Here is a 23686-nt window from a genome sequence, read left to right as displayed (position 1 = left end):
GTCAGATGCTGCTCGATCCCGGCATGGACCTCACGCTGCGGCCGATGCGCTACCCGCACTTCTTCGACCGCTTCAAGGACGCCATCAAGAACACCTGGACCGTCGAGGAGGTCGACCTGCACGGCGACCTCGCCGACCTGCAGCGCCTCTCACCGGCCGAGCAACACCTGGTCTCGCGGCTGGTTGCCTTCTTCGCCACCGGTGACACGATCGTGTCCAACAACCTCGTGCTCAACCTGTATCAACACGTCAACTCGCCCGAGGGCCGCCTCTATCTCTCGCGGCAGCTGTTCGAGGAGGCCGTGCACGTTCAGTTCTATCTGAACCTGCTCGACACCTACGTGCCCGATCTCGACGAGCGCGCCGAGGCGTTCGCGGCCGTCGAGAACATCCCGTCGATCGCCCGCAAGGCCGAGTTCTGTTACCAGTGGATCGACTCGATCTACGAACTGCGCTCGCTGCGGTCGAAGGTGGACCGCCGCGCGTTCCTGCTCAACGTGATCTGCTTCGCCGCGTGCATCGAGGGGCTGTTCTTCTACGGCGCTTTCGCGTACGTGTATTTCCTGCGCTCCCGCGGCCTGCTGAACGGCCTCGCCTCCGGCACCAACTGGGTCTTCCGCGACGAGAGCATGCACATGGCGTTCGCGTTCGACGTGGTCGACCAGGTCCGGCAGGAGGAACCGGATCTCTTCGACGCCGAGATGGAGCAGCAGGTCCGCGACATGCTGTCCGAGGCCGTCGAATGCGAGGTGCAGTTCGCCGAGGACCTGCTCACCCAGGGCGTCTCGGGCATGTCGCTGGCCGACATGCGCGAGTACCTGCAGCATGTCGCCGACCGCCGCCTGTCGGCGCTGGGCATCGAGCCGATGTACGGCAGCGGCAACCCGTTCGCCTTCATGGAGCTCCAGGACGTGCAGGAGCTCTCGAACTTCTTCGAGCGCCGTGTCTCGGCCTACCAGGTCGGTGTGACGGGTTCGGTCACCTTCGACGACGAATTCTGAGCGACTGATGCCGATCCGCTCACTAGAGTGGACGGCAGTGCTGGTTCGCCCCGGTCCGACGAGACCGGACCGGGGCGTCGTAAGAGGGAACCCGGTGGAAATCCGGGACTGCCCCGCAGCGGTGAGTGGGAACGACCGCCGTCATCAAGCACTGGGCCGCGAGGCCTGGGAAGCGACGGCCAGTAGGAACGTGCCAGGCGCCCGCAAGTCCGAAGACCTGCCCGCACCGTGCGCACCGACCGGTGCGCGCCGCCGGTGATCCCGCGGGAGGGTCAGGTGCCTCGTTTCAGCGTGCCTCTTCTCGTGGGCCACCGGGGTCTTCGAGGGAAGGAACACCTGTCGTGACAACGCCTTTCGGGCAGAGCACTGTGCTCGGCTACCCGCGTATCGGCGCCAACCGTGAGTTGAAGAAGGCCGTCGAAGCCTACTGGGCCGGCACGATCGACGCCGCCGCACTCGAGCGGACCGCCGCCGGGCTGCGCGCCGAGGTGTGGCAGACGCTGCGCAACGCCCGGCTCGACGCTATCCCGTCCAACACGTTCTCGTTCTACGACCACGTCCTCGACACCGCCGTCGCCGTCGGTGCGGTCCCGGACCGGTTCGACCGGCTGTGTCTGTCCGAACTGGACACGTATTTCGCCATGGCCCGCGGAGTCGACGCCGAGCCCGCGCTCGAGCTGACCAAGTGGTTCGACACCAACTACCACTACCTGGTCCCCGAGATCGCCGACGAGACCACCTTCCGGGCGCGGCCGGACAAGCCCCTGCGGGAGTACGCCGAAGCCGCCGCGCTCGGCATCACCACCCGCCCGGTGCTGGTCGGGCCGGCCACGTTCCTGCTTCTGGCCAAGCCCTCCGCGTCGAGCGGGCTGCCGTTCGACCGTCTCGGCGAGCTGACCGACACGTACGCGGAGATCCTGGTTCGCCTCGCCGACGCCGGCGTGCCCTGGGTGCAGCTGGACGAGCCGGCCTACGTCACCGACCGCACGCCGGCGGAGATCGACGCGCTGCGCGCGGTCTACCACCGCCTCGGCGGCCTCGAACGACGGCCGCAGATCCTCGTAGCCACCTACTTCGGCGAGCTCGGCGCCGCCCTGCCCGCGCTGCTCGGCACCCCGATCGAGGCGCTCGGCCTCGATCTGGTCGCCGGCCGGGGCAACCTGGCCCGGCTGGCCGCCGCCGGGCCGCTGCGCGGCAAGACGATCGTCGCCGGACTGGTCGACGGGCACAACATCTGGCGTACCGACCTGCGCGCCGCGGCCTCGATCGGAGCGACCGTCACCGGGCTGGCCGACCACGTCGCGGTCTCGGCCTCATGCTCGCTGCTGCACGTCCCGGTCGACCTGTCGGTCGAGAAGCGCCTGGACGCGGACCTGGTCGCCCGGCTCGCGTTCGCGCGGCAGAAGGTGGACGAGGTCGTGCTGCTCGGCAGGGCGCTGCGCGACGGCACCGCCCACCTCCCCGAACCGCTGCCCGCGACCCCGCCGTCGTGGCGGCACGACGGCGTACGGGCCCGGATCGCCGCACTGAGCCCGGCCGACCGGCAGCGCGGCGCCTACGCTGAACGGGCCGCCGCCCAGCAGGCCCGGCTCGGGCTGCCGGATCTGCCCACCACGACCATCGGCTCGTTCCCGCAGACCGCTCCGCTGCGGCAGGCGCGGGCCGCTCTGCGCGCCGGAACCCTGTCCGCCGCCGATTACGCCGCGCTCATGAGGAAGGAGGTCGAGCACGTCATCCGGCTGCAGGAGGAGCTGGGCCTGGACGTCCTCGTGCACGGGGAACCGGAGCGCAACGACATGGTGCAGTACTTCGGCGAGCAGCTCGACGGGTTCGCGGCCACCGACCTCGGCTGGGTGCAGTCGTACGGCTCCCGCTGCGTACGCCCGCCGATCATCTACGGCGACGTGGCCCGCCGCGGCCCGATGACCGTCGAGTGGTCGACGTTCGCGCAGTCGCTCACCGACCGCCCGGTGAAGGGCATGCTCACCGGCCCGGTCACTATCCTGGCCTGGTCGTTCGTCCGCACCGACCAGCCCTGGGCGGACACCGCCGACCAGGTCGCGCTGGCCCTGCGCGACGAGACGGCCGACCTGGAACGGGCCGGCATCAGGGTGATCCAGGTCGACGAACCGGCGCTGCGCGAGACCCTGCCGCTGCGCCGGGCCGACCAGAAGGCGTACCTGGACTGGGCGGTCGGCTCGTTCCGGCTGGCCACCAGCGGCGTGGCCGACGACACCCAGATCCACACCCACCTCTGCTATTCCGAGTTCGGGGAGGTCATCACGGCCATCGACGCCCTCGACGCCGACGTCACCAGCATCGAGGCGTCCCGGTCGAAGATGGAGGTGCTCGGCGACCTGGCCGCGATCGGCTACGCCCGCGGTGTCGGCCCCGGCGTCTGGGACATCCACTCGCCCCGGGTGCCGTCGCGCGACGAGGTGGCCGAATCGCTGCGCCGGGCCGTCGCCGCGGTGCCGGCCCGCCGGATCTGGGTCAACCCCGACTGCGGCCTCAAGACCCGCGGCTACCCCGAGGTCGAGGCGTCGCTGAAGCACCTCGTGGCAGCCGCCGCCGAGGTTCGCGGCGGCTGAGGTGTCCGGTGGCCCATCGCCTTTCGGCCGGCCACGCATCAGCGGCTGAGGAGCCTCTGCCACTGCTCACGCCGGACCACTTCCGGCGTGAGCACGCAGTCGCCGCAGGTGCCGCCGCCGGGGATGCGGTAGTAGAGGCAGCAGTTGTCGCGCACCAGGAACCAGCGGGCCCGGTGCGGATCGGGCCGGTGCAGGGTCGCCATGCCTGCCAGGGGCGGCTCCGCGAGCAGGCCGGTGACGATCGTGGCCGCACGCTCGGCGGCCCGGCCGGGGGCGTTGCCGGCGATCATGCCGACGGCTCCGCCGAGCGCCGAGGCGACGTTGCCCCACAACACCTGCGGGGACAGGACGAACCGGTGGCGGAACACCTCGAGCATCGGGCGGACCAGCTGGTCGATCGCCGTACGGTCGTGCCCGCTGCCCGCGGCGGCGCCCAGGCCGTCGTACGCGATCGGCATCGGACCGCTCTCGACGGGCCGCCACCACAGGCGGCCCGGGTCGGCCAGCGGCACGAGGCCGGTGAGCGCAGCCGCCGCCAGCACGGGCGAGACGAGCCGCGAGGCCAGCCCGAGGAAGATCGTGGAGGCGACCACCCGCTCGCCGATCTCGTCGCGGCGCAGGCCGGACATTCGCAGAAGCACCCGCCGCCCGGCCTCGACCCGCTCGGCCACGACGGCCGGGTCGAGCAGCTCGCCGAAGGGCCGCCACCCCGGCTCGGCGTCGAGCGGCTGCCAGGCGAAATACGGCCCGAGCCGGGCCGCCGCCCGCAGGGCCGGCCCGGCGTCGACCTCGGGCATCGGCACGGCACCCACTCTACGATGACCCCGGCTACGGCGGCGACGGCCCGGTGACGGCGGCGACGACCTGGCTACGGCGGCGACGGCCCGGTCACGGCGGCGACCGCGTGGGCCGTCAGCGGCCGGGGGCCGGGATGACGGAGAGGTCGAGCACGGGTGGGAGTTCGGCGACGCCTGGCCCGCCGGCCCGCACCCAGGAGACCAGGTCGGCCTCGACCTCGGGGCTGAGCACGAGGCCGAACCAGACCGGGGTGGCGCCCCGGCGGCGGGCGGTGGGTGCGGGGTGCACGACCATCACGTTGGCCTCGGCGCAGACATCGAGGCAGAGGCTCTTGCGTACGCGGTGGGTGGGGGCCAGAGCCGCGCTCAATCGGTCGAGCTGGGCCTCGTGGTCGAGCGATGGGTGCTGGAGCGCGTTACCGCAGCAGCAGTCGCGGCACACGGTCACCGTGCAGCCCTCAGCGGTCTCGCTCACACTCACCCCGACGTTCTCGAATCCGGCCACCACGGTAGCCGCCACCACGGTGGTGCTGTGGCGAGGGAACCAGCGGGCTCGGCGCAGCGACTACCCGGGCATGGAGTTCGGGGAGCACGGGCCGGCAGCGGCCACGACCGGCACGCGGTACTGCCGTGCCCGGCGGCGGCGCGGTGCGGGGGCCGGAGGCTTGCTCACTGTGCGGCACGGGGCCGACGGGTTGCTTCTCGCTCGTACCGCAGCCGTTGTTGTCCCGGCCGCGCCTGGTCGCTCGTGGCGAGGCGGGCTGGTTGTGGCGGTGGCCCTGGGGGTGGTCCTGGTCGCGACGACGCTGCTCTGGACGGGTGCGTACATCGCGTCCGCCGAGGCGGAGGGGCCCTGCCCGGTCCGGAAGTCCGCGGTGGCGTACGCCGAGGGCCGGCAGTTGCTCCTGCGGGCGGAGCCGGTGCGCAGCGGCACAGCGCTGCTGCATCTCTGTGCGGAGAAGACAGCCGGTCGGATCCGTTCCTGGACCGTCGTGCCCGGCTCGGGCGAGCCGTTCGCCGCCCAGGTGGTCGCGCCCGGCATGGCCCTGGCGGCCGTGCCGCTGGCGGCGGGCCGGCGCACCGGGATCACCGTCGTCGCCCGTCCCGAGGCGGGTCCGCCGCTCGTCTTCGCGACCCGGCTCACCGGCGCCAGCTGACCAGCTCGTCGATCGGCCGGCGTCGCTCGGCGAGCCGGGCGGTGGGGACGGCCGGGTCGTCGGCGGGGTGGCCGAGGGTCGGGTGTCCGGATCGGTGACGACGACCAGGCGGTGACCCTGGCTGAAGCCGGCGTTCGGCGCCCGGTGCACGACCTCGACGGTGCGGGCGATGACCTCGTCGGGAATCGGGTCGGTGCGATAGTTGCGGACGATTCGCCGGCCGCGCAGCGCTTCGCGGAACTCCATCAGAGCCTCCCGGTGATCAGATACTGCGTCTGCAGGTCGTGGCCGGGCGCCACGCCGTACTTCCGGTCGAGTTCGTAGATCGTGGTCAGGGGCGTGACCGTCACCCCGGTCAGGCCGGCCTCCTCGAGCACGGCGGCGGTCGGCGCGATGGAGGTGGCCCGGGCCAGCGGCAGCGCCTGCCACACCTCGGGCTCGTAGAAGGACTGCGGGCCGTGCGGGAACCACGTGCTGTCCACCACGGCAACCGTTCCGCCGGGCCGCAGCAGCCGGATCCAGTTCCGCACGGCCGCCGCCGGGTCCCGCAGGGTCCACATGACGTAGCGACCGGTCACGGCGTCGAAGCTCCCCGCCGGCAAGTCGGGTGTGACGGCGTCGCCGAGGCGGAAGTCGACGCCCTTCACCGTGGCCCGCGCCTGCTCCAGCATTCCCTCCGACAGGTCGATGCCGGTCACCCGGTGGCCGAGCCCGGCCAGCACCGACGCGACCTGGCCGCTCCCGGTGCCGACGTCGAGCACGTCGAGGGGCGCGGGCGGCAGCTCGGACGACCAGACCTCCGACCAGGCGGCGGTGTCGTCGGCGAGCCGCTCGGGCCGCAGCTGGTACTCGGCGTAGCCGGGAGCGCGGCCGGTCCAGTAGTCGTTGATGCTGTCCTGCGCTGTCATGCGGCCTCCTCGGAGAACGGGTGGAACAGCAGGTGCAGGTGGCCGTCGAGGTCGAGGCGCTTGATTCCGATGCCGTAGACGGGCTCGAGGACGGCCGGGTCGAGCACCTCGTCCACCGGCCCGGCCGCCACCACCCCGCCCCGGCCGAGCAGCACCAGGTCGTCGCAGTAGCGGGCGGCCAGGTTGAGGTCGTGCAGCACCACGACCGAGCACGTGCCGAGCCCGCGGACCAGGCCCAGGACCTCGTGCTGGTAGCGGATGTCGAGGTGGTTGGTCGGCTCGTCGAGCAGCAGGTGGGTGGCCTGCTGGGCGAGCGCGCGGGCGATGAGCACCCGTTGGCGTTCGCCGCCGGACAGGCCGCTGAACGGGCGCGGGCCGAGGTGGGTGGCGCCGACGCGGGCCAGGCAGCGGGCGGCGATCTCGTGGTCGTCGCGGCCGGCGCGCTGAAAGGTGGACAGGTGCGGGCCCCGGCCGAGCACCACCATCTCGGCCACGGTCAGGGCCGTTTCGCCGCCGGTCTCCTGCACCACGACGGCCATGCGCAGCGCGGTCTCGCGGGGTGACAGCGACGGCAGCCGGTCACCGTCCACAGTGACCTGACCCGTCGGGCTGCGCAGCGCGCCGTGGAGCAGTCGCAGCAGCGTGGTCTTGCCCGAGCCGTTGGGCCCGATGAGTCCCAGCACGCGGCCGGGCAGCGCGGTCACGCTGACGCTGTCGATCACCGGAGTGGCGCCGTAACGCCACGACACCGCGGAAGCCTGGATCACTGCCGGAACCGTTCGACGATCTTCTCCAGGCCGTCGACGGACAGCGGCGACGGCGGCTCGGTGAAGTTGAACAGCTGCGTCATGACGGCCCTGTCCCGTACGGCCTTGAGTCTCTCGGCGCCCGGCAGGCTGGTGACAGCCCGCTCGACCTGCGCGGGGTCGCCGGCGCCGTACAGGAGGATCAGCACGTCGGGATTGCGGCCCAGCAGCTCCTCGAGGGTCACCTCGAAGACGCGTTCCCCGCTGTCGCCGAAGACGTTCTCGAACCCGGCCGCCCGCAGCTGCGGGTCGGCCATGCTGGCGGCCCCGTAGGCGTACGTCACTCCGCCTCCGACCGTGGGGTAGAGCACGGCGGCCGTACGCCCGGTCGGCTCGCCCTTGAACGTGGCCATGCGCTCCTTGAGCGCCGTCACCGCGGCCGTCGCCTCGGCCGGCCGTTCGAAGATCTTTCCGTACGTGTCCAGCTGCCGGTAGATGTCGTCGAACGTCGGCGCGCTGGTGCTGCCCGGGCACATCGCGGGCTCCTCGAGCAGCGGGATGCCGACGGCGGAGAGGCTGTCGCGGGACAGGTTGTCGACCTCGCCGAGCACCAGATCGGGCGTCTGGCTGATCACCACCTCCTTCGAGATCTGCAGGTGGCCGCTGGTATCGGTCTTGTCGGTGAGCAGCGGGATCCGGTCGAGTTCGGCCAGGGTGGCGTCGTCGTAGTACGCCTTCGGGTACTGCCCGGCGCGGGCGGTCACCTTGCCGAGCACGCCGAGGTCGTGCAGGTAGGGAACGGCGGCGCTCTTGAGCATCACCAGACGTTCGGGCGCCTTCTCGAACGTGACGTCGACGCCGCAGTTGCGGACCGTCAACGGGAACTCGTCGCCGGGCGCGGCCGTCGAGGACTTGTCGGGGGCCTCGCAGCCGGCGGCGAGCAGGAGCACCGCGGAGAGGGTGGCGATCTTCTTCATGGCTGGCCTCCGTGCAGTCGGCGGATGAGGACGAGCAGGAACGGGGCGCCGAGCAGCGCGGTGATGATGCCGATGGGGATCTCCTGCGGGGCCAGCAGCACCCGGGCGATGACGTCGGCCCAGACCAGGAGGATCGCGCCCAGCAGGGCGGCCACCGGCACCACGCGGACGTGCGGGGCGCCGACCAGGCGGCGGGCCAGATGCGGCACCACGAGCCCGACGAAGCCGATGCTGCCGGCCGCGGAGACCAGCACGCCGACGCAGAGCGAGACCACGACGAGCAGCCGCAGGCGGAACCGGTCGGGGTTCAAACCGAGGGTGTGCGCGGTCTCGTCGCCGATGGCCAGGGCGTCGAGCCGGCGGCCGGCGATGGTGAGGTAGACCGCCGTGCCGCCGATGACCACCGCGGCGAGGGCCAGCAGCGCGTCCCAGCGGGCCAGGCCGAGCGAGCCGAGCAGCCAGAAGATCACCGACCGGGCGCCCTCGGCCGATCCGGACGCGAAGATCAGGAAGCTGGTCGTCGCGTAGAGCGCGTAGCCCACCGCGACGCCGGCCAGCAGCAACCGGATCGAGGTGACCCGGCCACCGCTGCGGGCGACCAGGAAGACCAGCAGCGAGGCGGCCAGCGCGCCGAGGAAGGCGCTGGTCGACAGCGCGTACTGGCCGAAGCCCGCACCGGCGCCGAACAGGATGGCCGCGGCAGCGCCGCTGGAGGCGCCCGAGTTGATGCCGAGCAGGTAGGGGTCGGCGAGCACGTTGCGCACCATCGCCTGCAGCGCGACGCCGCAGACGGCCAGGCCGGCGCCGACCAGCAGGCCGAGCAGCACCCGGGGGAACCGCACCAGCCAGACGATCGCCTCCTGCGGCGGCGCCCAGGTCACCTCGCCCAGGCCGAACAGTTGACGGGCGAGGATGCGAGCGACGGTGCCGGGGCTGATCGCGATCGCCCCCGTGCCGACCGCGATCACCGCGGTGGCCACCAGGCCGGCGGTCAGGGCCAGCAGCCACAGCGTGGTGCGACGGCGCTGCGCGCGGAGCCCGAGCACGTCATGCGCTACGGAGGTCAACGCCACTCCTTTGTTGTTGCCAGTTGTTTGCAACAACCTATCAAGGTGATCGTCGGTGGGCTATGCCCCGTTGCTGGTTCCCGCCCGATGAAGCCGGCCGGCAAGGCGAACTGGTGGACCCCCGGATGGGCGCGCTGCCTGCACGCCCGAGCCGGCCGGGACGAATCGGGCGGCACGCTCTCGACCGAAGCCGAGCGCCACGAGGAGCGGTCGTTAGTCTGATCGTGATGTGACCAGCGGTGCGGAAGGATCAGGGCGAGCCATGCAGCAAGCGAAGGTCGGCCACGGTGTCGTCAGCGGCACGTTCAGCCTCGACGGGCAGACGTACGACGTCGACAACAACATCTGGGTGGTCGGCGACGACACCGAGTGCGTGGTGATCGACGCGCCGCACGACGTCGACGCGATCCTGGCGGTGGTCGGCGGCCGCACGGTCCGCGCGATCGTCTGCACCCACGCCCACGACGACCACGTCCGGGTGGCGCCCGCGCTGCGCGAACGCACGGGCGCCCCGATCCTGCTGCACCCCGACGACCGGCCGCTGTGGGAACTGACCCACGGCGCGTCGGTCGCCTGGGACGCCGACCTGGCCGACGGCCAGAAGATCGAGGTGGGCGGCACGGCCCTGACCGTGCTGCACACACCGGGCCACGCGCCCGGCGCGGTCTGCCTCCACGCCCCCGACCTGAACGCTGTCTTCACCGGCGACACCCTGTTCCAGGGCGGCCCGGGCGCCACCGGCCGCTCCTACTCCGACGCCGACGTCATCGTCGCCTCGATCCGCGCCAAGCTGTTCACCCTCCCCGGCGACACTGTCGTGCACACCGGCCACGGCGATGACACCACGATCGAGCAGGAGCGTGCCGCCCTCTGAGCGACAAGGGCGTGACGCGGGTCGCATGTCACAGGTTGCGGGGCTGTCCGGTCGAAGCTGACGACCGAGACAGCTGAACGAAGGAAGTGACGGACATGAAGATCGCCGTGCTGGGTGGGACCGGACTCATCGGCTCGCAGGTTGTCACGCTGATGCGCGAGCACGGGCACGACGCTGAGCCGCTGTCGCCGGCCAACGGCGTCGACCTGCTCACGGGCGAGGGGCTCGACGCGGGGCTGAAGGGCGCCGACGTGGTCGTCAACCTGACCAACTCGCCGACGTTCGACGACAAGTCGATCGATTTCTTCCGCACCACGATGGACAACATGCTCGCCGCGGCCGAGCGCCAGGGGGTCGGCCACGCCGTGATCCTGTCGATCGTCGGTGTCGACCAGGTGCCGGGCCTCGACTACTACAAGGCCAAGGTGCTGCAGGAGGAGATCCTGAAGAACGGGCCGGTCCCGTGGTCGATCGTGCGGGCCGGCCAGTTCTTCGAGTTCATGAAGTCGGTGCTGTCGTGGGTCGTCGAGGGCGACAAGGTCCACCTGCCCACGACGCCGGTGCAGCCACTGGCGTCGGCCGAGATCTCGCGCGAGGTGGCGCAGGTGGCCGCGGGCCGGCCGCTGAACGGCATCGTGAACATCGTCGGCCCCGAGGTGTTCCCGCTCGACGAACTGGGCCGGATCGCCCTGGCCGCCACGGGCGACCCGCGCACGGTCGTCACCGACAACACAGCGGGCATGTTCGCCGCCGTCCAGGGTGACGTGCTGACCGGCCCGGCCGACGCGGTCATCGCGAAGCAGACCTTCCGCGAGTTCCTCGCCGCTCAGGCCGGATAAGAGGCGCCCAGCACCGAGAGCAGCTCGAGTTTCTCGGCGCTCTCGGTGCCCGGCGTCGCCGTGTAGACCACCAGCTGCTGCGACTGGTCGGGGTCGATCAGCCGCTGGCAGAACAGATCGATCGCGCCCACCTGCGGGTGGACGAGCCGCACCTGGCCGCAGTAGGGGCCGGCCACCGGGTGTTCCCGCCAGAGGGCCGCGAACTCGGGACTCTCGCGCAGCAGGGCCGCCACGAGCGCCCCGGCGCGGGAGTCCCTGCCGTCCCGGGTGTACGACGAGTGCAGGTCGGCCACGATCAGCCGGCTCTGCTCGTCGTGGTCGTCGGGCGGATACGCCGACCGGGCTGCCGGCTCGGTGAACCAGCGGTAGTGCTTGCTGCGCGACAGTCCGCTGTGGACACTCTCGTCGCCGATCAGCGCGACCGACAGCGGTGTCTGCAGCAGCGTCTCGCCGAACGGGCTCACCACCTGCGCCGCTGCCCCCTGCAGGCCGTCGAAGATGCGCCGCATGCCGGGGTTGATGTGGTCGGTGTCCGCGGCCCGGCGTCCGGTGGCGTAGCCCGCCAGCCGGAACAGGTGCTCGCGCTCCTCGCGCGACAGCCGCAGCGCGCGGGCCAGCGCCTCCAGGATCTGCTCCGAGGGGTGCGGCCCGCGCGGCTGCTCGAGCCGCGTGTAGTAGTCGATCGACATGCCGGCCAGCACCGCGACCTCTTCCCGCCGCAGGCCCCGCGTCCGCCGCCGACGGCCGCGGGGGAGCCCCACGTCCTCGGGCTGCAACGCCTCCCGGCGGGTGCGCAGATAGTCGGCGAGCAGAGCGCGGTCCACGGTCAGGTCCTCGGGTTCCGGCCGGCGCCGCCGCCCGGTACGAATTCCACGCCGGCCAGCTCGGCCGACACGTCCCACAGCCGCCGGGCCGCGGCCAGGTCGCGGGCCGGGCGATAGATCGCCAGCTCGGTCGGCTTCCCGGTGAACTGCCCGATCCCGTCCGGACCGTAGAGCCGCCCGCCGCGCGCCTCCTCACTCGTGGCCGCGTACAGCGCGGGCTGAAGACCCTGCTCGACCCCCTGGACGAAGACGCCCCAGCGGGCCAGCCGCGACATGATCGCCTCGAGCCGGGCCGGCTTGTCGCGGCCCAGGTTCGGACCGGCGGCGTACAGGCCGGTCAGGGTCGTGCCCGGGTGTGCCGCGTTGCTGACGATGTCCCACCCCTCGGCCCGCGAGCGCCGGTCGAGTTCGAGCGCGAACATCAGATTCGCGAGCTTCGACTGCCCGTACGCCTTGATGGCCGCGTAGCCGCGCGCGCTCCCCAGGTCGTCCCAATTGATTGTCGCGTTGCGGGCGGCGCCGCTCGTCATCGTCGTGACTCGAGCCCGTCCGGCGCGCAACTGCGGCAGCAGCCGGGCGGTGAGCGCGAAGTGCCCGATGTGGTTGGTGCCGAACTGCAGCTCCAGGCCGTCGGCGGTGGTGTGCCGGACGGGCGGCGCCATCACGCCGGCGTTGTTGATGAGCACGTCGACGGGACGGTCGACGGTCTCGGCGAACGCGGCCACGGAGGCCAGCGACGCCAGGTCGAGCGCGGCCAGGGTGACACGGGCCTGCGGCGCCTCGGCGCGGATGCGGGCGGCGGCAGCCTCGCCCTTGGCCGGATCACGGACGGGCAGCAGCAGTTCGGCGCCCTCGGCGGCCAGGCGGGTGGCCAGTCCCAGGCCTACGCCACTGCTCGCCCCGGTCACCACAGCCAGCTTCGTACTCACGAGAAAACTCCAGGTCAGAGAAGGGATGTGACTCCACCTTGGCGCGGTTGGGCAGCGGTAACCATGGTCTACGAATACAAGCTCCAGCGCCGCAGCTTGTCGGGGTTGAGCACGATCCAGAGCGAACCGATCTCGGCCGGAGCGCCGGTGGCCACCAGCACGGCCAGCGGCGTCCCGTCGGCGCGGCGGGCGGCCAGGCCGGGCAGGCCGTTCACCGTCTCCCGGGTGAGCAGCGTGCCGGCGAGCAGGGTCAGCAACAGCGAAGCGACCTCCGCCGCGCCTCGCACGGGCTCGCTCGGGGCGGACACCAGGCCACCGCCGTCGCAGACGGCCACGACGCCGGGGGCCAGCTGGGACTCGACGGTCGCGAGGTCAGCGGCTTGGCAGGCGACGGCGAGCAGATGTAACGGATGCATCGGCCGGGTGGCGCGGATCAGGCACGGGTGCCGGCGGTGGCGCGGACCGGCTCGCCGCCGGTCTCGAACGCCCGGCGCGGGTGCTGCACGGAGGCCAGCGAGACGATGTCGCGCCCGAACAACACGGCGGTCGCCCATACGGCGAGCACGCGGACCTTGCGTTCCCAGGTGGGCACGGCGAGCACGTGGTAGCCGCGGTGCATGACCCAGGCCGGGAAGCCCTTGATGACGATCCCGTGCCACTGGAAGATGCCGCGGCCCAGCCCGAGGGTCGCCACGACGCCGAGGCCGGCGTGCTTGTACGGCTTGGCCGGGCGCCCCCGCAACGCGGCGATCAGATTCCTGGCCAGGAGCTTTCCCTGCCGTACGGCGTGCTGGGCGTTCGGCACGGTCGCGGCGCCCGGCTGGTCGATCGCCAGGTCGGGCACCGCCGCGTCGTCACCGGCCGCCCACGCGTCCTCGACCGGCTCGGCGTCCGTGCCCACCCGCAGGTCGGCCCGCACCACGACCCGGCCGCGGGCGTCGATCGGCAGGTCGGTGTGGTTGTGCACCATCGGGTTGGCGCCGTTGCCGGCCGTCCACACGATCAGCTCGGAGTCGAACTCCTCGCCGGTGGAGAGCGCGATGCGCCCGCCGGCGGCCGAGCGCACCTGCGCGTTCAGATGCACGTGGCCGCCGCGCTTCTCGAGATGCCGCACCACCCAGCGGCCGGGCTCGCCGGTCACCTCGGGCAGGATGCGGTCGCGCGCCTCGACGAGATGGAAGCTGAGCTCCGACGGGTCGAGCTCGGGATACCTCTTCACGAGCGCCTGGCCCAGCGACATGAGCTCGCCGAAGCCCTCGACGCCCGAGAAGCCGCCGCCGACGAAGGTGGCGGTGAGCAGCCGCTGCCGCTGCGGGCCGCGGGGCAGCGTGGCCGCCTGGTCGAAGGCGGTCAGCAGCCGGTCGCGGATGGCCACGGCCTCCTCGACGTGCTTCATGCCGATCGCGTTCTCGGCGACGCCCGGGATGGCCAGTTTGCGGGTCACCGCCCCGGCGGTGACGACCAGGATGTCGTACGCCAGGGGAAAGCTCTCGCCGGCGGCCGGCTGCACCACGACCGTGCGGTTCGCATGGTCGATCGTCGTGACGCTGCCGTTGACCAGGCGCGTCCTCTTCAGGTGGCGGCGCAGCGCGACGGCCGCGTGGCGCGCCTCGACCGAGCCCGCCAGCACCTCGGGCAGGAAGGGCTGGTAGGTCATGTAGGGACGCGGATCGACGACGACGACCTCAGCCTCGTCCCGGCGGAGCTTCTTCTCGAGCTTCCAGGCCGTGTAGAAGCCGGCATAGCCACCGCCGACCACCAGGATCGTCCGCATCGTGCCCTCTGTTTCTCCCGCCTGCGGCGGGCATGGCGAGCTTGTCGCCCGCTAAGACCGGGCACGGCACGGATCTGTGACAGCCGCGGGTCAGCTCACCGCGGCGATCTTCTGCGGGTTCATCATCCACAGCACCTGCTCGATGCCGTCCTCCGACGCGTCGACGGTCAGCACCGCGAGCGTCTCGTCGCCGCGCTCCAGCACGGCGCTGGGCCGGCCGTTGGCGGTGATGAACCGGACCTCGACGCCCTCCCACCACCAGGCCGAGAAGGCCGCGACGTACTTGGCCACGCGGGCCGCGCCGACGACCGCGCGGCGCGAGACCTGCCGGGCGCCGTTGCCGTCGGAGATGCTGGCGACCTCGGCCGCGAACAGCCTCTCGAGCCCTTGCATGTCGCCGTTGCGGGCGGCCGTGATGAACGTGGCCAGGAGCTCGCGCTGGGCCGTGGTCGACACGGGCGCCTTGCGCTCGCCGGTGACGTGCTTGCGGGCCCGGCTCACCAGCTGGCGTACGGCCGGCTCGGTGCTCTGCAGGATCTCGGCGATCTGCCCGTACGGATAATCGAAGGCCTCGCGGAGCACGTAGGCCGCCCGTTCGTTGGGCGTCAGCTTCTCGAGCAGCATCAGCACCGCGAACTCGAGGGCGTTGCCCGTCTCCGCGCCCAGATAGGGGTCGGCGCTGGTGTCGACCGGCTCGGGCAGCCACGGGCCGACGTACGTCTCGCGCCGCACCCGCGCCGACTGCAGATTGTTGATCGCGAGCCGCGTCGTGGTGGTGGCCAGGAAGGCTCCGGGATTCACCACGGTGTCGCGGTCGTAGGTCTGCCAGCGCAGCCAGACGTCCTGCACCAGGTCTTCGGCCTCGGTGGCGCTGCCGAGCATGCGATAGGCGATACCGAACAGCCGGGGCCGCACCTCCGTGAACACCCGTGCTGCCTCGTTGAGATCACCCAGACCCATTCGCGCCCCCTCCCGGCACCTCATCCTGGTCCCGGGACCTGCCCGGAAGCCAGTAACGAGACCAGTGACGATCGACTCCGTCACGGATCGGGGAGCTGCCCGGTCACCGCTGACAGACCGCGTTTCCACTCCCGAGGGGGAAGATCATGCCCGAGAACACCAAGCCCACCGTCCTGCTCGTGCACGGCGCCTTCGCCGAGTCCGCCAGCTGGAACGGCGTCATCGAGCGCCTGGCCGGCGAATCGCTCGACGTGATCGCCGTCGCCAACCCGTTGCGCAGCCTGGCCGGCGACGCCCGGTACGTCAGGGACGTCATCGGCGGGATCGGCGGCCCGGTGCTGCTGGTCGCCCACTCGTACGGCGGCATGGTCGTCACCGAGGCGGCGGCCGGCAACGACGAGGTGAGGGGACTCGTCTACGTCGACGCGTTCGCCCCGGACACGGGGGAGTCGGCGTTCGCGCTCTCGCTGAAGTTCCCCGGCAGCACGCTCGGCGACGCGCTCGCCGCCTACCCGGTCGCCACCGGCGGCAACGAGTTCACGATCCGCCGTGACGTCTTCCGCCGCCAGTTCTGTGCCGACGTCCCGGAGGCCGAGGCGGCGCTGATGGCCGCGACCCAGCGCCCGGTCACCGAGGCCGCCCTGTCGACGGGCCTGCCGGCCGACGAGCCGGCCTGGCGCTCGATCCCGTCCTGGTTCGTCTACAGCGACGCCGACCTCAACATCCCGGTGGAGCTGCACCGCTGGATGGCCGGCCGTGCCGGCGCCAAGACAGCCCGCGAGATCTCCGGCGCCTCGCACGCCCTGAGCGTCAGCCAGCCCCGAGCCGTCGCCGACGTCATCCTCGAAGCGGTCGCCGCAGCCTGATCCTTACCGGTAACCCTCGTCGCCGGCGGGGCGGCCGGGGGCCATCACCTCGGCGAAGTACCGGGGGAAGTCGGGCCGCGTGCCGTCGGTGTCGGTGACGCCGTAGGTGGCGGCGAGGTCCGCGCTCGACAGGGTCTGCCCGCTGAACCGGGCGGCGCCGGGATCGGCGGCGAGCGCGGCCACGCCCCGGCCGACGTAGTGGGGAAAGCGTAGGCGGGGGTCCGACAAATTTCAGGCGATGAGCACGAACGCCAGCGCGAGCACGGCCGGAGCCGTCTGGATGTAGAGGATGCGGCGGCTGGCGGTGGCGGCCCCGACGATGCCGGTGACCGCCACGCAGATCAGGAAGAACACCTTGGCGCCGAGGTTGTCGGCCACCAGTCCCCAGATCAGGCCGGCGGCCAGGAAACCGTTGTAGAGCCCCTGATTCAGGCCCAGCACCTTCGTCTGCCGGGCGAACTCAGGGGTGAGCCCGAACGCGCGCTGCCCGCGCGGGGTGGTCCACAGGAACATCTCCAGGACCAGGATGTACGCGTGGATGAGCGCGACCAGCGCCACCAGCAGGTTCGCAATGATGATCACCGCGACAGGCTACCGGGCCTTGACAGTGGGCCTCGTCACAGCGGATAACTAACGTACCAGTCCGTACATTGACGATTCGCGGGAGCGGCGAGCGTGCGCTGTGGCTTGATCGGGGCCGGCATCGGCGCCTCCCTGTCCCCGGCGCTGCACGAGGCCGAGGGCCGCAGCCACGGTCTCGACCTCACGTACGACCTGTTCGACACCGGATCCCCGGCTGCCCTGGGCGACCTGCTCACCCGGGCCGAGAGCGAGGGCTACGCCGGGCTCAACATCACCCATCCCTTCAAGCAACAGGTCATCGATCTGCTGGACGACCTGTCCCCGCAGGCCCGGGCGATCGGCGCGGTCAACACCGTCGTCCTCCGCGACGGCCGGCGGGCCGGCCACAACACCGACGCGTACGGGTTCACCGAGGCCTACCGCGACCTCGCCCGCGGCCGGGTCGTGCAGACCGGCGCCGGCGGGGCCGGCGCCGGCGGGGCCGGCGCCGCCTGCGCCTATGCCCAGCTCACGCTGGGCGTCGAGCACCTGACCGTCGTCGACCCGGACGCGGGCCGGCGCGAGCAGCTCGCCGCCCGGTTCTCCGATACCCGCCTCTCCGTCGCCGCGCCGGCCGATCTGCCGGCGGCGATCGCGAACGCCGGCGGGCTGGTCAACGCCAGTCCGGTCGGCATGCGCGCCCACCCGGGACTGCCCCTGCCCACCGAGCTGCTCCACCGCGGCCTGTGGGTGGCCGACATCGTCTACATGCCGGTCGTGACGCCGCTGCTGCGAGCGGCCCGCGACGCCGGGCTGCGGGCCGTCGGCGGGACGGCGATGTGCGCCTACCAGGCCGCCGCCGCCTTCGAGCTGTTCACCGGGCGAACCCCCGACACCGCGCGGATGCTGCGCCACCTCGATGCCGTACTCCACGACAACGGAGCCCGCCATGAATCCCTCCCGCACCCGGACCCCCGCTGAGACCCGCGACCTCCCCGAACCCCTGTCCCTGCGCCGGATGATCGGCCCCGGCGTGGTCGCCGTCGGCATCGGCATGGCCGCCGGCGAGATCATCCTGTGGCCCTACCTGACCGCGATCGGCGGTCTCGGCCTGCTCTGGCTGGCCTTCTGCACCCTCGCCGTCCAGTTCGTCATCAACATGGAGATCGAGCGCTACACGCTGGCCACCGGCCAGACCGTGGTGGCCGGCTTCTCCCGCTGGTGGAAGGGCTGGGGGATCATCATCTGCCTGGCCGGGGCCTTCCAGTACGCCTGGCCGGGCTGGGCCACGAGCGGCAGCACCGTGCTGACGTATCTGGTCGGCGGCGGTGACCCGGTCTGGGTCACCGTCGTCACCCTGGTCGCCATCGGCGTGCTGCTCTCGGTGTCCAAGGTGGTCTACAACACCGTCGAGCGGGTCGAGATCGTCAAGGTCGGGCTCACCGTCTTCTTCCTGATCGTGGTGGTCGTCTTCGTCATCTCGCTCGGCACGTGGGGCGACGGCGCCCGGGCCACGGTGACCGAGTTCGGGCAGATTCCCGAGGGCATCACCTTCACCCTGCTGCTGAGCGCGATCGGAGCGGCCGGCGCGGGCGGTGTCCACAATCTGGTCCTCAGCAACTGGATCCGCGACAAGCGCTACGGCATGGGCGCGCACGTGCCGCGGCTGGTCTCCCCGATCACCGGACGGGAGGAGGCGGCCGGCGCCGACCGCTACGCCTTCCCGGCCGACGAGCAGAACATGGCCCGCTGGCAGGTGTGGTGGAAGCGGGCCAACGCCGAGCACCTGGTCACCTTCGTGGCGGTCTGCTTCGTGACCATCACGATCATGTGCCTGCTGGCCTACCAGTTGCTGTTCGGCCGGGACGACATCAAGAACGACACCTCGTTCCTGCGCATCGAGGCCGACATCCTCTCGGACCAGGTCGGCGGCTGGCTCAAGCTGCTCTTCCTGGCCGTGGCGACGGTCTCGCTGTGGGCGGCCGCGATGGGCCTGCTCGACATCATCGGCCGGGTGGCCGGCGACTTCCTGCGCCGCAACTACCTGCAGACCTCGGCCCGCTGGACCGAGCCGCGGCTCTACCTGACCGTCGTCTGGGCCGAGATCGTGCTGGGCTCGTCCATCCTGCTGGCCGGCTTCACCCAGCCGCTGGGCCTGCTGATCGTGTCGACGTGCGCGGCCTCGGTGGTCACGCTGCTCTACTCGATCCTGCTGGTGCGCCTCAACCTCAAGGACCTTCCTTCCGCCGTACGGCTGGGCGGCTGGCGCCTCGGCGGGATGCTCGTGGCCATCGGCTTCTACGGCTTCTTCGCGGTGGCGATGGTGATCACCCAGTTGCAGCGGCTTTAGCTGCCCAGCCGATAGCCGACGCGCGGCACGGTGTGGATGACCGGCGGGTCGCCGAGCTTGCGGCGCAGCGTCATCACGGTGACCCGCACGGTCTGGGTGAACGGGTCGGCGTTCTCGTCCCAGGCCTGTTCCAGCAGGTCCTCGGCGCTGACGACGGCCCCGTCGGCCCGCAGCAGCACCCGCAGCACGGCGAACTCCTTGGGGGACAGCCGCAGCGGCAGCCCGTCGCGCGAGGCGGTGTGCCGGGGGATGTCGAGCGTGATGCCCTCGCGGTCGAGCACCGGGCCGTGCGCGGCGTTGGCCCGGCGGCCGAGGGCCTGCACCCGGGCGACCAATTCGGCGAAGGCGAACGGCTTGGTCAGGTAGTCGTCGGCGCCCAGCCCCAGCCCCTCGACCCGGTCGCGGATGCCGGCGGCCGCGGTGAGCAGCAGCACCCGGGTGTCGAGCCCAGCCGCGATCATCTCGCGGCAGACCTCGTCGCCGGTGGCGCCGGGCATGTCCCGGTCGAGCACGGCGACGTCGTAGCGGTTGACGGTCACCCGCTCCTTGGCCGCCTCGCCGTCGTACACCACGTCGACGGCCATCGCGAAGTCCCGCAGCCCGTCGGCCACGGTGTCGGCGAGCACCCTCTCGTCATCGGCGACCAGAACACGCATGGACAGCACGATAGCCCGGTCAGGCGACCGCGATCGCGCGGACGGTGATCAGCTCCTCCAGGGCGGACGCGCTCATCGGCCGCCCGAACAGGTAGCCCTGGGCGAACCGGTAGCCGGCCTCGTGCAACCGGGCGGCCTGATCGGTCGTCTCGACCCCCTCGGCGACGGCCTCGATGCCGAAGTCGGTGGTGAAGCCGATCAGGTTGCGCACGATGATCGCGCCGGCCCGCCCCGCGGTCGTGCCGCTGACGAAGGACTTGTCCACCTTGAGCACGTCCACCGGGCAGTCGAGCAGCAGACTCAGCGAGGAGTGACCGGTGGCGAAGTCGTCGAGCGCGAGGCGTACGCCCAGGGCCTTGAGCCGGTGCAGCTGCGCGACGGCGACGCCGGCCGACAGCACGGCCGTCTCGGTCACCTCGAGCATCAGCCGGTGCGGCGCCAGACCGCTTTCCAGCAGCACCCCGGCCACCCGGTCGACGAAGTGGGGGTCGGTGAGCTGGCGGGCCGACACGTTGACGCTGATCCGCTCCGGGGCCCGGCCGCCGAGGCGGTCCCGCCACTCCACGGACTGCCGGACGGCCTCGCGCAGCACCCAGTCGCCGAGCTCGACGATGAACCCGTTGTTCTCGGCGAGCGGGATGAAGGTGTCCGGTGTGAGCAGGCCCCGCTCCGGGTGCTGCCAGCGCAGCAGCACCTCCGCGCCGGCCGGGGCGCCGTCGGGCAGGCTGACGATGGGCTGGTACAGGGCGACCAGCTGCCCCTCGGCCGGGGCGCGGCGCAGCTCGGCGGCCAGGCGCGCCTCGTCGTCGGCGGCCCGGTCCATGGCCGCGTCGAACCAGTGCCAGGCGTCGCCACCGGCGTGCTTGGCGGCGTACATCGCGACGTCGGCCCGCCGCAGCAGCTCGGCCGGGACGTCGCCGGGGCGGGTTGTCGTGACTCCCACGCTGGCCGCGGTGACCACGGTGTGCCCCTCGAGCTCGACCGGCGCGCCGACCACCGTGATCAGGCGCCGCAAGAGGGCCTCGATCTCGCTGCCGTCCGGGACGACCACGATGAACTCGTCACCGCCGAGCCGCGCGACCAGGCCCCGGTCGTCGACGACGCCGGTCAGCCGGCTGCCGGTGGCCATGATGAGCAGGTCGCCCACGTGGTGACCGAGCCGGTCGTTGACGGTCTTGAAGTCGTCGAGGTCGAGCAGGGCCACGTGGAACGGGCGCCCCTCGTCGAGCAGCCGGCCGACGTGCTGTTCCATCAGGGCGCGGTTGGCCAGGCCGGTCAGGCTGTCGTGCATCGCCTGATGGGTGAGCTTGGCCTGGTAGCCCCGCAGCTCGTCGAGCAGCCGCTGGTTGTCGCGCAGCGCCAGGATCTGGCGCACCACGACCAGCGCGGTGAGCGCGACGGCGGCGAGCTGCATGGCGGTGGTCTCGGTGGCGTCGCCGGTGCCGGTGGAGAGCAGCAGCACGTCGGTCACGGCCACGGCCGCGTACGGAAGGACGCTGATCCGCCGCGACCGGCGGCGCGCCTCGGGCGCACGATCCCCGTTGAACCACTGGCGGGCGGCCGCGAGGTTGATGGTGAGCGCGGCCACCGGCACGGCGATCAGGCTGGACGACAGGTAGATCCGGTCGGCGAGGAAGGGCGACAGGCCGCCGAGGGAGGAGGCGATCGCGGCGCCGGCGGCGAGGATGCGGATGGCCTGCCGGTCGAGCCGCCCGGCGCCGGCGAAGCCGACCTTGACGAAGGTCGAAACGCCCACGAAGGCCGCCAGCATGATGGCCAGCATCGGGCCGGACGAGCCGGTCTGGGCGGTCCAGCGTTCGTGATCGCGCAGCGCGAGGTGCCAGACGAGGGCGCCCGTGGTGACCAGCACCATGCAGGCGTCCAGGGCGAAGCGGATCCAGTCGGCCCGGCTGCGCTGCCAGGACGGCAGGCGCAGCAGAGCCCAGATCACCAGGCCCAGCACGGCCAGATAGAGCGCGAGCGTGACCGGTCCGATCATCTGCGAGGGCTCCGAGCCGCCGACCGCGTCGTAGGCGTTGCCGAGGGTGCCGGCCGTGAAGAACACACTCGCCAGCGTGAGGTGTCGCCAGAAACGGCGGGTGCCCGCGTCGAGGCGGCTGTCGCGGGCGGCCCGGGCGCAGGCGATCACGGCCAGGGCGGTGCTGAGCGGCAGGGGCAGCCAGCCAACGGCCGGGTGCGCCCACTCGTGCGCCAGGCCGATCCCCAGCCAGGTGGCGGCCAGCGTGGCCAGCAGCACTCCGGCGATTTCGAGGAAGTGCGCACGGCACCGACGAGGCATGGCACTTGCTTCGGCCGCGATGCCGTCGATCTGAAAGGTCCGTCGATCTGAAAGGTCCGCTGTTCCGGCCGCTGCTCAATATCCGCGGCCCGCTAAAGTCGGGATGACCGGCGGAAGGGAAGCGGATGGCAGCGGGAGCGGCGACGCCCGGCGAACGGGTGCGGGATGCCGAGCGCACCCGGGCGGAGATCATCGACGTCGCCACGCACGAGTTCGCCGATCAGGGCTACGCGGGCGCGCGGGTCGACGAGATCGCCGCCAAGACCCGTACCACCAAACGCATGATCTATTACTACTTCGGCGGCAAGGAGGGCCTCTACCTGGCCGTCCTCGAGCAGGCCTACCAGCACATCCGCGCGCTCGAGCAGAAGCTCGACGTCGCCCACCTCGAGCCGGTCGAGGCGCTGCGCAAGCTGGCCGAGCTCACCTTCGACCACCACGAGGAACACCAGGATTTCGTCCGCCTGGTCGCCATCGAGAACATCCACTACGCCCAGCACCTGCTGAAGTCCGAGGTCCGCGAGGGCCTGGCCGCCCCCGCGCTCGACGTGCTGACCCGCATCATGCAGCGGGGCGTGGCCGGGGGCCTCTTCCGCGACGACGTGGACGCCCTCGACGTCCACATGATCATCAGTGCCTTCTGCATCTTCCGCGGCGCCAACCGCTACACGTTCCGCGCCATCTTCGACCGCGACCTGCTCGACCCGGCCCTGCGGGCCCATCAGCGCCAGATGATCGGCGACCTCGTCGTGGCCCACGTGACCGCCGCTCCGCCGCGGTAGGACGCAATCGGTATGTCCGGAAAGCATCGACAGGCATCTCTGCCTGGCTAGGGTCGGGGCCAGAACAACCCCCCGATCCCCCGCAGGAGGGTACTGATGCTTCTCCGAAGAATGGCGGCCGCGGTCATCTCGGCCGTCGCGTTCGCCGGTGTGCTGGTCGCCGGGTCCGCCCCGGCCTCGGCCGCGCCCCGCGTGCTCTACTACGACGCCAGCCAGGCGCAGGAGTTCGTGGCCGTGGTGAACCAGGGCGCCCAGATCTGGAACAGCCGGGCCACCAATGTGCGCCTCGAACCGGTCACCGCCGGCCGCACGCCCAACATCCGCGTCTACGCCGACAACGGCTGGCCCCGCGCCCAGACCACCTCGCTCGGCAACGGCCGGGTCTGGATGGGCCGCCAGGCCGTCAACCAGGGGTACCACCCGCCGCGGATCGCCGCCCACGAGCTGGGCCACATCCTGGGCCTGCCCGACCGCCGCACCGGGCTGTGCGCCGACCTGATGTCCGGCAGCAGCGCCCCGATCTCGTGCGCCAACTCGTATCCCAACTCCCGCGAGCTGGCCCAGGTCGAGGCGAACTTCCGCTCCTCGGCCGTCGCCCGGGTCACCCCGCAGACGTACGTCTGGCAGCCCGCCCTGGCCGGGGCGGCCGGCTGACGGACGGCCCGCACGGCGGTCAGGACGCCCCGACCAGATGCGGCTCGAACAGGCGGGAGAGGGCCGGCCTGCCG

25 protein-coding genes, 1 pseudogene and 1 riboswitch are annotated in these 23686 nt (G+C 71.8%); of the genes and pseudogenes, 10 read left to right on the top strand and 16 right to left on the bottom strand.

The window, feature by feature from the left end:
* Positions 1-5: 5 nt before the first annotated feature.
* Complete coding sequence (locus LXN57_RS00850; protein WP_251796090.1) at positions 6-1001, top strand: ribonucleotide-diphosphate reductase subunit beta; 996 nt, start codon at positions 6-8, stop codon at positions 999-1001.
* A 24-nt stretch (positions 1002-1025) separates the two neighbouring features.
* Positions 1026-1240: riboswitch (cobalamin riboswitch) on the top strand.
* A 102-nt stretch (positions 1241-1342) separates the two neighbouring features.
* Positions 1343-3592 carry a 5-methyltetrahydropteroyltriglutamate--homocysteine S-methyltransferase gene (metE, locus tag LXN57_RS00845; RefSeq protein ID WP_251795888.1) on the top strand — a complete coding sequence of 750 codons (2250 nt, stop codon included), beginning with the start codon at positions 1343-1345 and terminating at the stop codon, positions 3590-3592.
* A 38-nt stretch (positions 3593-3630) separates the two neighbouring features.
* Here the strand turns inward: metE and LXN57_RS00840 are convergent, their stop codons facing one another.
* Both LXN57_RS00840 and LXN57_RS00835 read right to left on the bottom strand, forming a co-directional pair.
* Entirely contained in the window at positions 3631-4389 is a 759-nt protein-coding gene (locus tag LXN57_RS00840) for a (2Fe-2S)-binding protein (RefSeq protein WP_251796105.1), read from the bottom strand.
* 115 nt (positions 4390-4504) lie between these two features.
* Positions 4505-4837 carry a hypothetical protein gene (locus LXN57_RS00835; protein WP_251796104.1) on the bottom strand — a complete coding sequence of 111 codons (333 nt, stop codon included), beginning with the start codon at positions 4835-4837 and terminating at the stop codon, positions 4505-4507.
* Between the two features lies 1 nt (position 4838).
* On the opposite strand from LXN57_RS00835, the gene LXN57_RS00830 reads away from it, so the two are divergent.
* Entirely contained in the window at positions 4839-5546 is a 708-nt protein-coding gene (locus tag LXN57_RS00830) for a hypothetical protein (RefSeq protein ID WP_251796106.1), read from the top strand.
* Positions 5547-5636: 90 nt separating this feature from the next.
* Here the strand turns inward: LXN57_RS00830 and LXN57_RS00825 are convergent.
* The 5 genes and pseudogenes from LXN57_RS00825 to LXN57_RS00805 all read right to left on the bottom strand — a co-directional run.
* Positions 5637-5792: pseudogene (locus tag LXN57_RS00825) on the bottom strand (nitroreductase family protein); the annotation flags it as partial.
* A complete protein-coding gene (locus tag LXN57_RS00820; RefSeq protein WP_251795887.1) occupies positions 5792-6454 on the bottom strand; it encodes a class I SAM-dependent methyltransferase in 663 nt (220 codons plus the stop codon). The gene LXN57_RS00820 and the pseudogene LXN57_RS00825, both read right to left, overlap by 1 nt.
* Complete coding sequence (locus LXN57_RS00815) at positions 6451-7221, bottom strand: ABC transporter ATP-binding protein (RefSeq protein WP_251795886.1); 771 nt, start codon at positions 7219-7221, stop codon at positions 6451-6453. The genes LXN57_RS00820 and LXN57_RS00815 overlap by 4 nt, the downstream gene beginning before the upstream one ends.
* Positions 7218-8177 (bottom strand): ABC transporter substrate-binding protein, encoded by a 960-nt coding sequence (locus LXN57_RS00810; protein ID WP_251795885.1) that lies wholly within the window; start codon positions 8175-8177, stop codon positions 7218-7220. Before LXN57_RS00810 ends, LXN57_RS00815 begins: the two co-directional genes overlap by 4 nt.
* Complete coding sequence (locus tag LXN57_RS00805; protein WP_438872809.1) at positions 8174-9250, bottom strand: FecCD family ABC transporter permease; 1077 nt, start codon at positions 9248-9250, stop codon at positions 8174-8176. Before LXN57_RS00805 ends, LXN57_RS00810 begins: the two co-directional genes overlap by 4 nt.
* A 256-nt stretch (positions 9251-9506) precedes the next feature.
* On the opposite strand from LXN57_RS00805, the gene LXN57_RS00800 reads away from it, so the two are divergent.
* A complete protein-coding gene (locus LXN57_RS00800) occupies positions 9507-10118 on the top strand; it encodes an MBL fold metallo-hydrolase (protein ID WP_251795883.1) in 612 nt (203 codons plus the stop codon).
* Between the two features lie 95 nt (positions 10119-10213).
* Positions 10214-10957 carry an SDR family oxidoreductase gene (locus LXN57_RS00795; protein WP_251795882.1) on the top strand — a complete coding sequence of 248 codons (744 nt, stop codon included), beginning with the start codon at positions 10214-10216 and terminating at the stop codon, positions 10955-10957.
* On the opposite strand, the gene LXN57_RS00790 is transcribed toward LXN57_RS00795, so the two are convergent.
* The 5 genes from LXN57_RS00790 to LXN57_RS00770 all read right to left on the bottom strand — a co-directional run bounded on the left by LXN57_RS00790 (position 10945) and on the right by LXN57_RS00770 (position 15444).
* Entirely contained in the window at positions 10945-11781 is an 837-nt protein-coding gene (locus LXN57_RS00790) for a helix-turn-helix transcriptional regulator (RefSeq protein ID WP_251795881.1), read from the bottom strand. The two genes, LXN57_RS00795 and LXN57_RS00790, sit on opposite strands and share 13 nt — an antisense overlap.
* A gap of 2 nt (positions 11782-11783) precedes the next feature.
* A complete protein-coding gene (locus LXN57_RS00785; RefSeq protein ID WP_251795880.1) occupies positions 11784-12710 on the bottom strand; it encodes an SDR family oxidoreductase in 927 nt (308 codons plus the stop codon).
* Positions 12711-12778: 68 nt separating this feature from the next.
* Positions 12779-13126 (bottom strand): sigma-70 family RNA polymerase sigma factor family protein, encoded by a 348-nt coding sequence (locus LXN57_RS00780; protein ID WP_251795879.1) that lies wholly within the window; start codon positions 13124-13126, stop codon positions 12779-12781.
* A gap of 17 nt (positions 13127-13143) precedes the next feature.
* Positions 13144-14484 (bottom strand): NAD(P)/FAD-dependent oxidoreductase, encoded by a 1341-nt coding sequence (locus LXN57_RS00775; protein WP_251795878.1) that lies wholly within the window; start codon positions 14482-14484, stop codon positions 13144-13146.
* Positions 14485-14574: 90 nt separating this feature from the next.
* Entirely contained in the window at positions 14575-15444 is an 870-nt protein-coding gene (locus LXN57_RS00770; RefSeq protein WP_251795877.1) for an RNA polymerase sigma-70 factor, read from the bottom strand.
* Positions 15445-15590: 146 nt separating this feature from the next.
* Between LXN57_RS00770 and LXN57_RS00765 the strand changes: the two genes are divergently transcribed.
* On the top strand, positions 15591-16310 hold the full coding sequence (locus LXN57_RS00765) for an alpha/beta fold hydrolase (RefSeq protein ID WP_251795876.1): 720 nt from the start codon (positions 15591-15593) through the stop codon (positions 16308-16310).
* Between the two features lie 3 nt (positions 16311-16313).
* Here LXN57_RS00765 and LXN57_RS00760 read toward each other — a convergent pair whose 3' ends face one another.
* Together LXN57_RS00760 and LXN57_RS00755 are read right to left on the bottom strand one after the other, a co-directional pair.
* Positions 16314-16538, bottom strand: a complete 225-nt coding sequence (locus LXN57_RS00760) for an SDR family oxidoreductase (RefSeq protein ID WP_438872808.1) — start codon at positions 16536-16538, stop codon at positions 16314-16316.
* Positions 16539-16541: 3 nt separating this feature from the next.
* Positions 16542-16892 (bottom strand): DUF1304 domain-containing protein, encoded by a 351-nt coding sequence (locus LXN57_RS00755; protein ID WP_251795875.1) that lies wholly within the window; start codon positions 16890-16892, stop codon positions 16542-16544.
* A gap of 93 nt (positions 16893-16985) precedes the next feature.
* Between LXN57_RS00755 and LXN57_RS00750 the strand changes: the two genes are divergently transcribed.
* Together LXN57_RS00750 and LXN57_RS00745 are read left to right on the top strand one after the other, a co-directional pair.
* Positions 16986-17852 carry a shikimate dehydrogenase gene (locus tag LXN57_RS00750; protein WP_251795874.1) on the top strand — a complete coding sequence of 289 codons (867 nt, stop codon included), beginning with the start codon at positions 16986-16988 and terminating at the stop codon, positions 17850-17852.
* Entirely contained in the window at positions 17821-19221 is a 1401-nt protein-coding gene (locus tag LXN57_RS00745; RefSeq protein ID WP_251795873.1) for an Nramp family divalent metal transporter, read from the top strand. Before LXN57_RS00750 ends, LXN57_RS00745 begins: the two co-directional genes overlap by 32 nt.
* On the opposite strand, the gene LXN57_RS00740 is transcribed toward LXN57_RS00745, so the two are convergent.
* Positions 19218-19877, bottom strand: coding sequence for a response regulator transcription factor (locus LXN57_RS00740; RefSeq protein WP_251795872.1), 660 nt, complete (start codon positions 19875-19877; stop codon positions 19218-19220). The two genes, LXN57_RS00745 and LXN57_RS00740, sit on opposite strands and share 4 nt — an antisense overlap.
* Before the next feature lie 19 nt (positions 19878-19896).
* Positions 19897-22176, bottom strand: a complete 2280-nt coding sequence (locus tag LXN57_RS00735; RefSeq protein WP_251795871.1) for a putative bifunctional diguanylate cyclase/phosphodiesterase — start codon at positions 22174-22176, stop codon at positions 19897-19899.
* Positions 22177-22301: 125 nt separating this feature from the next.
* On the opposite strand from LXN57_RS00735, the gene LXN57_RS00730 reads away from it, so the two are divergent.
* The gene (locus LXN57_RS00730) at positions 22302-22958 is read left to right on the top strand and encodes a TetR/AcrR family transcriptional regulator (protein ID WP_251795870.1); all 657 of its coding nucleotides are present in this window, start codon (positions 22302-22304) and stop codon (positions 22956-22958) included.
* 96 nt (positions 22959-23054) lie between these two features.
* Entirely contained in the window at positions 23055-23612 is a 558-nt protein-coding gene (locus tag LXN57_RS00725; RefSeq protein ID WP_251795869.1) for a snapalysin family zinc-dependent metalloprotease, read from the top strand.
* The last annotated feature ends 74 nt before the right edge of the window (positions 23613-23686 follow it).

Source organism: Paractinoplanes hotanensis (genome assembly GCF_023717965.1).
In the GTDB taxonomy this organism is placed as follows: domain Bacteria; phylum Actinomycetota; class Actinomycetes; order Mycobacteriales; family Micromonosporaceae; genus Actinoplanes; species Actinoplanes polyasparticus.
The sequence above is the reverse complement of the archived record's forward strand: the minus strand, read 5'-3'. Positions and strand labels throughout refer to the sequence as shown.